General features: G+C 62.7%; 13 protein-coding genes. 8 read left to right on the top strand and 5 right to left on the bottom strand.

Annotated features, from left to right (window positions below):
• Positions 1 to 51 precede the first annotated feature (51 nt).
• The 7 genes from livH to nhaA all read left to right on the top strand — a co-directional run bounded on the left by livH (position 52) and on the right by nhaA (position 7,624).
• On the top strand, positions 52 to 975 hold the full coding sequence (livH, locus tag QQL85_RS14700) for a high-affinity branched-chain amino acid ABC transporter permease LivH (protein WP_003254876.1): 924 nt from the start codon (positions 52 to 54) through the stop codon (positions 973 to 975).
• Positions 972 to 2,228, top strand: coding sequence for a high-affinity branched-chain amino acid ABC transporter permease LivM (locus QQL85_RS14705; protein ID WP_284354258.1), 1,257 nt, complete (start codon positions 972 to 974; stop codon positions 2,226 to 2,228). The genes livH and QQL85_RS14705 overlap by 4 nt, the downstream gene beginning before the upstream one ends.
• On the top strand, positions 2,225 to 2,992 hold the full coding sequence (livG, locus tag QQL85_RS14710; RefSeq protein ID WP_003254878.1) for a high-affinity branched-chain amino acid ABC transporter ATP-binding protein LivG: 768 nt from the start codon (positions 2,225 to 2,227) through the stop codon (positions 2,990 to 2,992). Before QQL85_RS14705 ends, livG begins: the two co-directional genes overlap by 4 nt.
• On the top strand, positions 2,993 to 3,694 hold the full coding sequence (locus tag QQL85_RS14715) for an ABC transporter ATP-binding protein (protein WP_003254879.1): 702 nt from the start codon (positions 2,993 to 2,995) through the stop codon (positions 3,692 to 3,694). It abuts the gene before it with no gap.
• Between the two features lie 117 nt (positions 3,695 to 3,811).
• Complete coding sequence (locus QQL85_RS14720; RefSeq protein WP_284354259.1) at positions 3,812 to 4,486, top strand: COG3650 family protein; 675 nt, start codon at positions 3,812 to 3,814, stop codon at positions 4,484 to 4,486.
• 103 nt (positions 4,487 to 4,589) lie between these two features.
• Positions 4,590 to 6,197, top strand: coding sequence for an NAD(P)/FAD-dependent oxidoreductase (locus QQL85_RS14725; RefSeq protein WP_284354260.1), 1,608 nt, complete (start codon positions 4,590 to 4,592; stop codon positions 6,195 to 6,197).
• Positions 6,198 to 6,448: 251 nt separating this feature from the next.
• Positions 6,449 to 7,624 carry a Na+/H+ antiporter NhaA gene (gene nhaA, locus QQL85_RS14730; protein ID WP_284354261.1) on the top strand — a complete coding sequence of 392 codons (1,176 nt, stop codon included), beginning with the start codon at positions 6,449 to 6,451 and terminating at the stop codon, positions 7,622 to 7,624.
• Between the two features lie 69 nt (positions 7,625 to 7,693).
• On the opposite strand, the gene QQL85_RS14735 is transcribed toward nhaA, so the two are convergent.
• Positions 7,694 to 8,158: a glycine zipper 2TM domain-containing protein gene (locus QQL85_RS14735; protein ID WP_009684613.1), complete on the bottom strand. Its 465-nt coding sequence runs from the start codon at positions 8,156 to 8,158 to the stop codon at positions 7,694 to 7,696.
• A gap of 147 nt (positions 8,159 to 8,305) precedes the next feature.
• Between QQL85_RS14735 and QQL85_RS14740 the strand changes: the two genes are divergently transcribed.
• Entirely contained in the window at positions 8,306 to 8,539 is a 234-nt protein-coding gene (locus QQL85_RS14740) for a hypothetical protein (protein ID WP_284354262.1), read from the top strand.
• A gap of 39 nt (positions 8,540 to 8,578) precedes the next feature.
• Here QQL85_RS14740 and pdxH read toward each other — a convergent pair whose 3' ends face one another.
• The 4 genes from pdxH to QQL85_RS14760 form a co-directional block, all read right to left on the bottom strand.
• On the bottom strand, positions 8,579 to 9,226 hold the full coding sequence (gene pdxH / locus QQL85_RS14745; protein ID WP_284354263.1) for a pyridoxamine 5'-phosphate oxidase: 648 nt from the start codon (positions 9,224 to 9,226) through the stop codon (positions 8,579 to 8,581).
• Between the two features lie 18 nt (positions 9,227 to 9,244).
• Positions 9,245 to 10,222: an OmpA family protein gene (locus tag QQL85_RS14750; RefSeq protein WP_284354264.1), complete on the bottom strand. Its 978-nt coding sequence runs from the start codon at positions 10,220 to 10,222 to the stop codon at positions 9,245 to 9,247.
• A 99-nt stretch (positions 10,223 to 10,321) separates the two neighbouring features.
• Positions 10,322 to 11,467 carry a serine hydrolase domain-containing protein gene (locus QQL85_RS14755; protein WP_284354265.1) on the bottom strand — a complete coding sequence of 382 codons (1,146 nt, stop codon included), beginning with the start codon at positions 11,465 to 11,467 and terminating at the stop codon, positions 10,322 to 10,324.
• A 109-nt stretch (positions 11,468 to 11,576) separates the two neighbouring features.
• Positions 11,577 to 13,811, bottom strand: a complete 2,235-nt coding sequence (locus QQL85_RS14760; protein WP_284354266.1) for a beta-galactosidase — start codon at positions 13,809 to 13,811, stop codon at positions 11,577 to 11,579.
• Positions 13,812 to 13,833: the final 22 nt, after the last annotated feature.

The following is a 13,833-nucleotide window of genomic DNA, read 5'->3' on the forward strand; positions in this document are numbered from 1 at the left end:
CTGGCCTACCCCCGCCAGCGAAATGCAAATCAGGTTTTTAGGAGCGCTGTAATGCCTGAGATCTACCATTTCTTCCAACAACTGGTTAATGGATTGACCATCGGCAGCACCTATGCCTTGATCGCCATCGGCTACACGATGGTGTACGGCATCATTGGCATGATCAACTTCGCCCACGGCGAGGTGTACATGATCGGTTCCTATGTGGCCTTCATCGCCCTGGCGGGCCTGGCCATGATGGGTATCCATTCGCTGCCGATCCTGATGACCGTCGCCTTCGTCGCGACGATCTTCGTCACCAGTGCCTATGGCTACAGCATCGAGCGGGTTGCCTACCGCCCACTGCGCAACAGCAACCGGCTGATCCCGCTGATTTCCGCCATCGGCATGTCGATCTTTCTGCAGAACACCGTCCTGCTGTCGCAAGACTCCAAGGACAAGTCCATCCCCAACCTGATCCCCGGCAGCTTCTCCTTCGGGCCAGGTGGTGCTGAAGAAGTACTGATCAGCTACATGCAGGTCCTGGTGTTCGTGGTCACCCTCGTGGCCATGACCCTGCTTACCCTGTTCATCTCCCGTTCCCGCCTGGGCCGCGCCTGCCGCGCCTGCGCCGAGGACATCAAGATGGCCAACCTGCTCGGCATCAACACCAACAACATCATCGCCCTCACCTTCGTCATCGGCGCCGCCCTGGCCGCTGTGGCGGCCGTGCTGCTGAGCATGCAGTACGGGGTAATCAACCCCAACGCCGGTTTCCTGGTAGGCCTGAAAGCCTTCACCGCGGCGGTACTGGGTGGCATCGGCAGCATCCCGGGCGCCATGCTCGGCGGGCTGGTGCTGGGTGTAGCCGAAGCGTTTGGCGCCGACATTTTCGGCGACCAGTACAAGGACGTGGTGGCATTCGGCTTGTTGGTTCTTGTCCTGCTATTCCGGCCGACCGGCATCCTGGGCCGCCCGGAGGTTGAAAAAGTATGAACAAAAATCTCAAACAGGCGTTCTTCAGCGCCTTGCTGGTATGGGCCGTGGCCTTCCCGGTACTGGGCCTGAAACTGAGCATCGACGGCATCAGCCTGGTCGTGCACAGCCAGGGTTCGTTCACCATCAGCATCATCGCCGTGTGCTCGGTACTGATGTTCCTGCGCGTGCTGTTCGACAAACAGTGGAGTGCGGTGATGGGCAGCCGTTCGGATCGCAAGTTGATCCCGCCGGCTGTCAGCAACTACCTGACCCTGCCCAAGACCCAGCGCTATGTGATCATTGGCCTGATCGTCGCGGCACTGGTGTGGCCGTTCTTCGGTTCGCGCGGCGCGGTCGACATTGCCACGCTGATACTGATCTATGTGCTGTTGGGCCTTGGCCTTAACATCGTGGTCGGCCTGGCGGGCCTGCTCGACCTGGGTTACGTCGGCTTCTACGCCGTTGGCGCCTACAGCTACGCCATGCTCTCGCACTACCTGGGCTGGAGTTTCTGGGTTTGCCTGCCGATCGCCGGCCTGATGGCCGCCACCTTCGGCTTCCTGCTCGGCTTCCCGGTGCTGCGCCTGCGCGGTGACTACCTGGCGATCGTGACCCTCGGTTTCGGCGAGATCATCCGCCTGTTCCTGCGCAACCTCACCGACTGGACCGGCGGCCCCAACGGCATCAGCAACATCCCCAAGCCGGAGTTCTTCGGCCTCACCTTCGAACGCCGTGCCGCCGAGGGCATGCAGACCTTCCACGAGTTCTTCGGGCTGGAATACAACTCGATCAACAAGGTCATCTTCCTGTACCTGGTCGCCTTGCTGCTGGCCCTGCTGGCGCTGTTCGTCATCAACCGCCTGCTGCGCATGCCGATCGGTCGCGCTTGGGAAGCCCTGCGTGAAGACGAAATCGCTTGCCGCGCACTGGGCCTCAACCCGACCGTGATCAAGCTGTCGGCGTTTACCCTGGGTGCCTGCTTCGCCGGTTTCGCCGGCAGCTTCTTCGCCGCGCGCCAAGGCCTGGTGACGCCGGAGTCGTTCACCTTCATCGAGTCGGCGATCATCCTCGCCATCGTCGTGCTTGGCGGCATGGGCTCACAACTGGGCGTGATTCTCGCGGCCATCGTGATGATCCTGCTGCCCGAGCTGATGCGTGAGTTCAGCGAGTACCGGATGCTGATGTTCGGTGCGCTGATGGTATTGATGATGATCTGGCGTCCGCAAGGCCTGCTGCCTATGCAACGCCCACACATGGAGCTGCACCGATGAGCCGCGAAATTCTGCAAGTCAGCGGCCTGAGCATGCGCTTCGGCGGCTTGTTGGCGGTCAACGGCGTGGCCCTGACCGTCAAGGAAAAACAAGTGGTTGCGCTGATCGGCCCGAACGGCGCCGGCAAGACCACCGTGTTCAACTGCCTGACCGGCTTCTACAAGCCCAGCGGCGGCACCATCCTGCTCGATGGCCAGCCGATCCAGGGCCTCGCCGGCCACCAGATCGCCCGCAAGGGCGTGGTGCGGACCTTCCAGAACGTGCGCCTGTTCAAGGAAATGACCGCGCTGGAAAACCTGCTGATCGCTCAACACCGCCACTTGAACACCAACTTCTTCGCCGGCCTGTTCAAGACCCCGAGCTTCCGCCGCAGCGAGAAGGAGGCCATGGAACGCGCGCAGTACTGGCTGGAGAAGGTCAACCTGACCGAATTCGCCAACCGTACCGCCGGCACCCTGGCCTACGGCCAGCAACGCCGCCTGGAAATCGCCCGCTGCATGATGACCCAGCCGCGCATCATCATGCTCGACGAACCGGCCGCAGGCCTGAACCCGAAAGAAACCGAAGACCTCAAGGCACTGATCGCCTACCTGCGTGAGTCGCACAACGTCACCGTGCTGCTGATCGAGCACGACATGAAGCTGGTGATGAGCATCTCCGACCATATCGTGGTGATCAACCAGGGCACTCCCCTGGCCCACGGCACACCGGAAGAGATCCGCGACAACCCTGATGTGATCAAAGCCTACCTGGGGGAAGCGTAAATGCTGAAGTTCGAGAACGTTTCCACCTTCTACGGCAAGATCCAGGCGCTGCACAGCGTCAACGTGGAGATCAATCAGGGCGAGATCGTCACCCTGATCGGCGCAAACGGCGCTGGCAAGTCGACCTTGCTGATGACCCTGTGCGGCTCGCCGCAGGCGCACAGTGGCAGCATCAAGTACCTGGGTGAAGAACTGGTCGGCCAGCCGTCCTCGCACATCATGCGCAAGAGCATCGCCGTCGTGCCGGAAGGCCGCCGCGTGTTCGCCCGTCTGACCGTCGAGGAAAACCTGGCGATGGGTGGTTTCTTCACCGACAAGGGCGACTACCAGGAGCAACTGGACAAGGTGTTGCAGTTGTTCCCGCGCCTGAAAGAGCGTTACATCCAGCGTGGCGGCACCATGTCGGGTGGCGAGCAGCAGATGCTCGCCATTGGCCGGGCGCTGATGAGCAAGCCCAAGCTGCTGCTGCTCGACGAGCCCTCGCTGGGCCTGGCGCCAATCATCATCCAGCAGATCTTCGACATCATCGAACAGCTGCGCCGTGATGGCGTGACGGTGTTCCTGGTGGAGCAGAACGCCAACCAGGCGCTGAAAATCGCTGACCGGGCGTATGTGCTGGAGAACGGCCGGGTGGTGATGCAAGGGACGGGTGAAGCGCTGTTGACTGACCCGAAGGTGCGCGACGCGTACCTGGGGGGTTGATCGGGAAAGGGCCTTCGGGCCCTTTTTCATGCCTGCTGAATGTGTATGACTTGTGATCCCCGCACACCCTGCGTAACGTGGCCGGCTCTTTGCCAAAGATTCCACGGAGCCCGCCTCATGCGCCTCACCCGCACCCTGCTGCTTACCGCCCTGCTGCCCCTGTTCGCCGGCTGCCAGCTCATGGCTGAAACACCAAGCGACCCGAACATCGGCACCACGCGCATGCAGGGCGAGCTGCGTGCCGCCGGTGGCCAGCTGCTGTTCAAGCCGTGCAGCGAAAACCGCACGTTCGTGATCAACGACGTCGGCACCACCGGCATCCTGCAGGAGGCCGCCAACCTCGCCAAAGATGCCAACGACAAGCTGTTCGCCGACGTTCGTGGGCGCCTCACCGGCAGCAAGCAGGCCAACAACGACGGTCAGCTGGAAGTGCGCCGCCTGTACCGGCTGGAACCTTCGACTCGCGCGTGTGAAGACCCCAACTTCAAGCAACTGACCCTGCGCGCCAATGGCCACGAGCCGGAGTGGGACATCAAGGCCAGCGGCAAGGGCATGGTGCTCAACCGCGTCGGCCAGGAACCCCTGCCCCTGCCCTTCCTCGAAGAAGAAGTACCCGGCGGCGGCCTGACCCTCACCAGCGAAGCCAACGGCCAGCATGTGGAGCTGTGGGTCGCACCGCAGCGCTGCGTGGACAGTGCCACTGGCGCCATCCACCACCTGCGTGCCGAGCTGCACATCGAAGGTAAAACCCTGCAGGGCTGCGGTTACTACGGTGGTGCGCGCGACAACTGATCGCCGGGCGCTTTTATCCTGCCAGTCGGGGCGGCTAACAGCTTATACTTGGCGGTTTGTGTAAAGCCGCCGGCCGCCCATGGCCGGGATACTGGACCCTGCCATGCTACGAATCACCGAACTCAAGCTGCCCCTGGACCACCCCGACGAAGCGCTGCGTGAAGCCATCGTCCAGCGCCTGGGCATCAGCGACGAGCAACTGCTCAGCTTCAACCTGTTCAAGCGCAGCTACGATGCGCGCAAGAAGAACAGCGAACTGCTGTTCATCTACACCATCGACCTGGAAGCCAGCAACGAAGCCGAGCTGCTTGCCAAATTCGCCGACGATCACAACATCGGCGTAGCACCGGACGTGGCTTACAAGTACGTTGGTCACGCCCCAGCCGATATTCAGGAACGCCCGATCGTGGTCGGTTTCGGCCCGTGCGGCATCTTCGCCGGCCTGCTGCTGGCACAGATGGGTTTCAAGCCGATCATCCTCGAACGCGGCAAGGAGGTGCGCCAGCGCACCAAGGACACCTGGGGCCTTTGGCGCAAGAGCGTACTCAACCCAGAGTCCAACGTGCAGTTCGGCGAAGGCGGCGCCGGCACTTTCTCGGACGGCAAGCTGTACAGCCAGATCAAGGACCCGCAGCACCACGGCCGCAAAGTACTGGAAGAGTTCGTCAAGGCTGGGGCGCCGGACGAGATCCTGTACATCAACAAACCGCACATCGGCACCTTCCGCCTCACCGGCATGGTCGAACAGATGCGTCAGGACATGATCGCCCTCGGTGCAGAGGTGCGCTTCCAGCAGAAGGTTACCGACCTGCTGGTCGAAGACGGCCAACTGACCGGCGTGGTGCTGGAGAGCGGCGAGCAGCTGCATTCGCGCCATGTGGTCCTGGCCCTGGGCCACAGTGCCCGCGACACCTTCCGCATGCTGCATGCCAAAGGCGTGTACATGGAAGCCAAGCCGTTCTCGGTCGGTTTCCGTATCGAGCACCCGCAAACGCTGATCGACAAGGCGCGCCTGGGCAAGTACGCCGGCCACCCGAAACTCGGCGCTGCCGACTACAAGCTGGTGTACCACGCCAAGAACGGCCGTTCGGTGTACAGCTTCTGCATGTGCCCGGGCGGCACCGTGGTCGCGGCTACCAGCGAGCCGGGCCGGGTGGTGACCAACGGCATGAGCCAGTACTCGCGTAACGAGCGCAACGCCAACTCCGGCATCGTCGTCGGCATCGACCCCGAGCGCGACTACCCGGGCGGCCCGCTGGCCGGTATCGAGCTGCAAGAACGCCTGGAGGCCCATGCTTATGTGATGGGGGGCAGCAACTACCAGGCTCCGGCACAGTTGGTGGGCGACTTCGTTGCAGGGCGGGCATCCACTGCGCTGGGCAGTGTAGAGCCGTCCTACAAGCCGGGCGTGACCTTGGGCGATCTCGCGCCGAGCCTGCCAGATTTTGCCATTGAGGCAATCCGTGAAGCGCTGCCGGCGTTCGACCGGCAGATCAAGGGCTACAACCTGCACGATGCCGTGTTGACCGGGATCGAGACGCGCACTTCGTCGCCACTGCGGATTACCCGGGGTGAGGATTACCAGAGCCTGAACATGAAGGGGCTGTTCCCGGCGGGTGAAGGGGCCGGGTATGCGGGCGGTATTCTGTCGGCGGGTGTGGATGGCATCCGCATTGCTGAAGCGGTGGCGCGGGATATGCTCGGCCTCTGATGCTTGATCGCCTGCCAGCGGCCTTTCACGCGTAAACCCGCGAAAGGCCGCTGGCAGGCATCAGAATAATCCACCCCCAACGTCAGGCTTCCCCTCCCCCTTCCTTCCTCATTTCCATCTAGGCTTCCCCCAAGCCTGTCGGCAACACCATATAACAAAAACGAATATAGTTTTTGTTTTAAAGCATATCGTCACAGGCTAGGGTGTACGCCCGTTCCATTCGTAAACTGCTCATGGAGAGCCTATAGCCCGTGCGTAGCCTGTTCACCCGTTTTTTCCAGCTTGAAGCCGCCAGCGGCCTGCTGCTGATCGCCGCCGCCGTACTGGCACTGGTCATCAACAACTCACCGCTTTCCTACCTGTACAGCGGCCTGCTCGACGTTCCCGTCGCCGTCCAGGTCGGCGCGCTGAACATCGCCAAGCCGTTGCTGCTATGGATCAACGATGGCCTGATGGCTTTGTTCTTCCTGCTCATCGGCCTGGAGGTCAAGCGCGAAGTGGTCGACGGCCACCTCTCCAAGCCCTCCCAGGTCATCCTGCCGGCCACAGCTGCCGTGGGCGGCATGGTGATTCCGGCGCTGCTCTACTGGTTCATCAACCGTGACAACCCGGCGGCCGTGGCAGGCTGGGCGATCCCCACCGCCACCGATATCGCCTTCGCCCTTGGTGTACTGGCCCTGTTGGGCAAACGCGTGCCGGTGTCGCTGAAGTTGTTCCTGATGACCCTGGCGATCATCGACGACCTGGGTGCGATCATTGTCATCGCCCTGTTCTACTCCGGCACCCTGTCGAGCGTATCGCTGATGCTGGCTGCGGCCTGCCTGGTGGTACTGGTAGCGATGAACCGGCTTGGCGTGGTCAAGCTTGGGCCGTACATGGTCGTTGGCCTGATCCTGTGGGTCTGTGTGCTCAAGAGTGGCGTGCATGCCACGCTGGCGGGTGTCGCCTTGGCCTTGTGCATCCCGCTGCGCACACGCAACGCCGAAACCTCGCCGCTGCTGTCCCTTGAACATGCTCTGCACCCTTGGGTCGCCTACGCCATCCTGCCGCTGTTCGCCTTCGCCAATGCGGGTGTTTCACTGGCAGGCATGACGGTAGAAAGCTTCACCCACCCTGTGCCGATGGGTATCGCGGTAGGCCTGCTGCTGGGCAAGACCGTAGGTGTATTTGGCCTGACATGGCTGGCGGTCAAGCTGCGCCTCGCCGCGTTACCCGCAGGTGCTGGCTGGGGGCAATTGCTGGGGGTGGCGATACTCTGCGGTATCGGCTTTACCATGAGCCTGTTCGTAGGCTCGCTCGCCTTTGTCCCGGGTAGCAGTGAGTACGCCGGCATGGACCGCATGGGCATTCTTACCGGCTCGTTCTTTGCCGCAGTGATCGGCTATGCCGTCACTGCCATGGCCAGCCGAAAAGCCAGCGCAGGCTGACTTCGTCTGTGCATGAAAAAACCCCGACTGGCAGGTGCCATGTCGGGGTTTTGTTTTACTGTGCTACGGTCAGTGCGAAACGCGGCTGGTACCGTCAACCGTCATGATGCGCACGCGGTCGCCCACGCGGAAGATTTCGTTCTCCTGCACCGCCTGAACGTAGGCGCGCATGCTGCCATCGTCCTCACGCACGGTGATCTCGACACCCTGGGTGCGAGTCAGGCCTTCCTCGGCAGCGGACCCGGCCAGGCCACCGGCAACAGCACCGATAACCGCTGCCACGATGCTGCCACGGCCACCGCCTACGGCACTACCGGCCACGCCACCGACGATGGCGCCAGCGCCGCCGCCGATCGGGGTCTTGGTACCCTCGATCTTGACCGGACGCAGGGATTCGATGGTGCCCATGCGCACGGTTTGCACGCGGCGGGCCTCGTCACGGGAGTAGCTGTCACCGGTCAGGCTCGAGGCACAGCCCCCCAGCAGCAGCGACATGGTGGTAAAGGTCGCCACCAGCAAAGCGGATTTACGCATGGGTAAAGTCTCCATAAGTCAGGTGCTCATTAGACGCTGCACGTTGACGGCTGTCACGGTACAAACGTAATAAAATTGTTTTCATTCAGCCGGGGTACAGCCTGCCGGGCTGTGTCGAAGGCCTTTCAAGTGAGACCAAGGATAGCCATGGATTACTTCATCGTCGTGGTCACCACCGTTGCGGGGCTGTATTTCCATTGGTGGTTGTTTGTGCGCATGCGGCGCTGGATGGACCGTGACCTGGCGCTGTCATTGGCGGGGGCTGACGCGGGGAAGCGCGCGTATATGCTACAGCGGCTGGAGCAAGCGCGGGTGGAGAAGGTGGGACGCAAGCAGTTGGCGGGGTGGTTGGAGCGAGAGGCTGCGGGGTATGTGGGGTAGCCTGGTCGAGTGTTGGGGCCGCTTTGCGGCCCCAATTTTTCAGGGTGCCAGCCGCTCGCGCTGCCATTGCCCATCAACCAGCCGATAGTTCAACCGATCATGCAGGCGGCTCGACCGCCCCTGCCAGAACTCGATGCGTTCGGGCAGCAAGCGGTACCCGCCCCAATGCTCCGGGCAATGCGGCTGAGTGTCGGAGAATCGCGCTTCGGTGGCCTTCACCAGGCCTTCCAGCTCTTCACGCCCAGCAATCACCCGGCTCTGTGGAGAGGCCCAGGCCCCAAGGCGGCTGCCCAGCGGGCGCACCTGGTAGTAGTCATCCGACTCCTTGGCCGTGACCTTTTCCACCCGCCCTTCAATGCGCACCTGGCGCTCCAGCGCCGGCCAGAAGAAGGTCATGGCCGCATAGGGGTTGGCTTGCAGTTGCTGGCCCTTGGCACTGTCGTAGTTGGTGAAGAAGGTGAAGCCACGCTCGTCGAGCCCCTTCAGCAGCAGTACACGGCAATGCGGACGGCCTTCGCCGTCTACAGTGGCCAGGGTCATGGCGTTGGCTTCCACCGGTACCTGCTCGGTTTTCACCGCATCGGCAAACCACTGGTGAAACAGGGCGAACGGCTCCCCCGGCGCCTGGGCTTCGGCCAGGCCATCACGGGTATAGTCGCGGCGCATATCGGCCAGGGATTGGGTCATTACTGCGTTCCTTGACGATCAGTTGGTCTTCGCAGGGCTGTTGGCAGCTACTTTCTTGTCAGCAGTAGCTTTCTTGGCGGCAGGCTTTACTGGCGCGGCTTTTTTCTTGGCCGTGGCCTTGGCAGGGGCCTTGGCCTTGGCTACCGGCTTCTTCACCACAGGTTTCTTCGCTGCTGGCTTTTCGGCAGGCTTGGCGGCGGGTGCCTTGGCATCCTGCACCGCAACCATCGACGCCGGCGCAGGTGCCGGGGCGGCCTGCTGGTACTTGGCCAGCAATGCAACCATGGTGTTCTGCGGGGTCAGCAACATTTCAACACGGCGGTTCAAGGCACGGCCTTCAGCGCTGTCGTTGGCGGCACGCGGCATGACCGAACCCATGCCCTTGAGGGTCAGGCGATCACGCTGCAGGCCGCTGAGGCGGAAGATGGCCGATACCGAAGCGGCGCGTTCCAGGCTGAGCTTCTGGTTGGCGGCAGCAACACCGCTGCTGTCGGCGTGGCCGAGCACCAGCACGGCAGTCTTGGGGTCACCTTCGACGGTCTTGGCTACCCGAGTGATCGGGCCGAGGGTCATTGGCAGCAGCATATTCGGGCGGTCAGGGTTGTACGAGCTGTCTACCGGCAGGGTTACCGCCAGCACATTGTCGCGGCGCTCCAACTCCAGCTTGCTGTCCTTGATGGCTTCGCGCAGCTTGGGCTCGTACTCGTCCAGCCAGGCCTGGGTGGCCTTCTGGTCGATTTTCGGCACCACGGGCCCCTTGGCTTGCTTGTCGTCACCGCCGAACGGCCACCACCAGCGGCTGGCGCTTTCGGACTTGGCGTCGGCCTTGGCCACGTTTTCAGTGACGGCTGCCTTCACTTCCTGCTCGGCGACCTTGTCCGAACCGAAAGGCCACCAGCTGGAGCCACCTTCCTTGGAGCCGTCCGGGGAGTGACTGGCGCAGCCGGTAACGGCGGTCAGGCACAGGGCGAGTGCTAAGGTTTTATGTGAAGACATCAGCGATACACCATGAAATAGAAAGAAAATTTGCCAACGCACTTCAGGCGTTGGCATTGAGGATAGTCAAAGGGGTGGGGCAATACCCGCGTTACCCGATCAAAGGCAACTGGCAAGAACACGTACCAGTTTCTGGGCGCGCGGGTCCATCAGCACATAAGGGCCAAGGGTGTTGACCACAAAACCAAAGGCCACATCGTGCTCCGGGTCGGCGAAACCGACCGAACCACCGGCACCGGGGTGACCAAAGGCACGGGCGCCGAGGCCGAAGGTGGCATTGGCCACATCAGGTTGATCGAGCATGCAGCCCAGGCCGAACCGGGTCTGGGTGAGCAAGGTGCGGTCCTGGCCAAGGCTGTGCTCGCGGGTCAGTTCATCAAGCAATTCGGATTCGAGCAGGCTGCCGTCCAGCAACCCGGCATAGAAGCCCGCCAGGCTGCGCGCATTGCCATGGCCATTGGCCGCCGGCTGCTGCATACGCCGCCATTCCGGCTTGTTGGTGCTGGTCAGGATCGCTGGCGGGTTGGTGAAGGCGCGGGTCGACAGCGCCTCGGGCTCACGCATGGTTACCTGCAGCAAACGCTGCGCTGCGGCATCCCCAGCGTTGCCCTTGCCACGGGCAATATGCGCCACGCGGTGGAATTCTTCATCTGCCAGGCCAACATGGAAGTCCAGCCCAAGCGGGCGGGCGGTGCGGGCCACGATCGAGTCGCCGGGGCCACGGCCATCGGCGCGGCGAATCAGTTCACCGATCAGCCAACCGTAGGTAATGGCGGCATAACCGTGTTCGCTTCCGGGCGTCCACCACGGCGTTTCGGCCGCCAAGGCATCGACCATGGCCTGCCAGTCATACAGGGCTTCGGCTGGCAGCAGTTCACGGATGGCAGGCAGGCCGGCACGGTGGCTAAGCAGTTGGCGCAAGGTGATCGACTGTTTACCCGCCTGGGCAAACTCGGGCCAGTACTTGGCCACTGGTGCATCGAGGGCCAGCTTGCCCTCGCCTACCAGTTGCAGGGCGGTAACGGCGGTGAACGTCTTGGTACAGGAAAACAGGTTGGCGATGGTGTCGCTGTGCCAGGCCTGCTGGCCATCCTTGTCAGCACTGCCGGCCCACAGATCGACGACGGTTTCGCCACCGACCTGGATGCACAGCGCAGCGCCACGCTCCTGGGGATCATCGAACAGCGCGGCAAAGGCCTCGCGCACGGCTTCGAACTTCAGCTCATAGTGACCCTGGATCTGCACCCGCTGTACCCCGTACGACCATGTTCAAAAAAGGTGTGCATTGTTTCAGTAGTTGGGTGTTTTGCAAACTGGCTTGGGCCAAATGGTCGCGACGAACGGTAGCCCGTACTCAGGGCGCCGGCTTTTCAAGCTGGGCGCGCAATTGGCTCACGGCCTGCAGGTTGCTCTTGCGCACAGCGTCGACAAACCCCGGGTACGGCATATCAGTGATCGCCACCAGCCCCAGGTGCCCGTTCTCACCATCGAGCAGGCGACCGCTAGCCGGCTGATCGAGGTACTGGAACCAGTGAGCGCCCACAATCATCGGCTGCGCCAGGGCCGCCTTGAGGAAGTTGCCATAGGCCGGGCCTCGATCCTCTTCCCGTGCCACCTCCAGCGGCCCTGGCCAGAACGGCCCACGATCGCGCGAACCGAACTGGAACTCGGACACCAGCACCGGTTTGTCCAGCTCGGCCAGGCGGGCGAAGTCGTAGCCGTCCTGCGGCTTGAGGGTATAGAAGTTGAAGCTGAGTACATCGCAGAATTCGGCACAGGCCTTGACCGCCTCCGGCGTGCTGACCGCATAGCGGCCACCCAGCAGCAGGTGATTGGGGGCATGCCACTTCAACGAGTCGGCAATGGTCTTGAAATAAGTATCGGCAAACACCTGCTGGAAGTGCTGGTAGTCGCGCTCGATTTCCGGGTGCTCCGGGTTGGGCAGCGGTGCCTCGAAGCCCGGGTCTTCCATCAGCTCCCAAGCGGTCAGTTCGATGCCCCAGGCCTTGGACAACCCCTCCTGGTTACGGTACTTGTCGCGCAACTGCTTGAGGAAGGCGCGCTTGGCCGGCACGTCGGTGGTCAGGCGCAAGGTCCCATAGGCCAAGCCATAACGGGCCTTGGGGTCGTTACCGGGGGCAGCCCAGGCCAACTCGTTGTCAGCAAAGTAGCCAATCAGCCAAGGGTCGTCGCGGTGATCGCGGGCGGCAATGGCCACGGCGCGTTCTGTAGCCATGGCAAAACGTGGGTCGAACGGGTCGGGCATACTGCCCCACCAGTCCATGCCGGTACTGATGCTGGCGTAGTCACCCACGATCGACAGCGGCAAGGTGTAGGGCATACGTCTGGCCTGGCCCAGGGCAGGCTCGCTCCAGTTGCCGACCGTATTGAAGCCCCAAGCTTGCAAACGGTCGAGCGCATGCGCCTGCCAGCGGGCATTATCCACTACCAGCGCAGGGCAGTCAGCTGGCTGCCCTTCCACCACCGGCGGGCAGGGTTTACCGTAGGTGCGCTGCAGGTTGGCAGCATAGAAATCGAACCAGCGCCCTTGCTTGAAGTTGCGCCCTTGCGATGAGGCATTGCCATCGTCGTTGTTGCCTTCGCCATAGAACGCGGCCAGTGCATCGCCCTCACCCGGCAATGCCTTGAACATGCCTTCACGGCCGGCGACATAAGTACGCCCGCCGTCTGCCGCTATCGCATTTACCCCCAGTGAATAGAACGGGTGCCCCTCGGGCGTTACGAGGTACCAGCGGCCATCACGCTTTTCGGTGCGGAAGAACCCTTTGGCCTCGAACGCCGGCCCGGCGACAAGCCCGCCGTAGCCGTCCAGTTGCTGCTTGCCACGCTCCGCCAGCCAGCCCTTGAGCTGTTGCTGCTCGCGCGCATCGGCTGCCTTGAGTTGCTCGTCATTGGCAACCTTCTCGGGCCAGTTGGCGCGGGTGGACTGGCCATAGGCATCGATCAGTTCGTGGTAGGCAGCCTTATAGGCCTGGTCGTCATCCTGGATGCCCACCCGCTCGATCAGCAGGTTCTGCGCCACCTTGGGGTTGGGGATGCTCAGGCTGACCGAGGCCACCTGTTTGAGGTCAACCGCGCCAGCGCTGCTGGTCAGTAGCAGGCGCTGGCCGCCATGGTTCCAGGGCATGGGAGGGCCGGCGCGCATGCCCTGGCTCAACGGCGAACTGGCCGTCAGTGGCACCATCACGGTTTGCGCAGGGCCGGCCGGCAGGTCAATGCGGCTGGTCAAGGTGCGGCCATCGCTGCCTTGCACCGTCACATCCACCGTCAGCGCCCAGTCCATGGCACTTTGCAGGCGCAAGGTGAGGAACTGCCCGGCAGACCAGTCCCACGCCCCCCCTTGCGGGCTCAGGCGCAAGGTAGGCCGCTCAGCCGGGTTGAACACCACACGCCTCAACACCTCGCCCTCGGCCGTCTGCTCCGCGTTGTACTGCGGCATGCCGGCATCCTCGGTCGCCACATTGACCACCGAGGCCGGGCGCACGAAGCTGAACAGCGTCTGCTGCCCAGCCAGCAAGGGCGAGCTGAACAACAGGGCGAAAATGGCAGGCAGGGTATGGCGGACCATAAGGCTGGGGCTCTCCTTCAGA

It is taken from the genome of Pseudomonas putida, assembly GCF_030159595.1.
Classification (GTDB): Bacteria; Pseudomonadota; Gammaproteobacteria; order Pseudomonadales; family Pseudomonadaceae; genus Aquipseudomonas; species Aquipseudomonas putida_AC.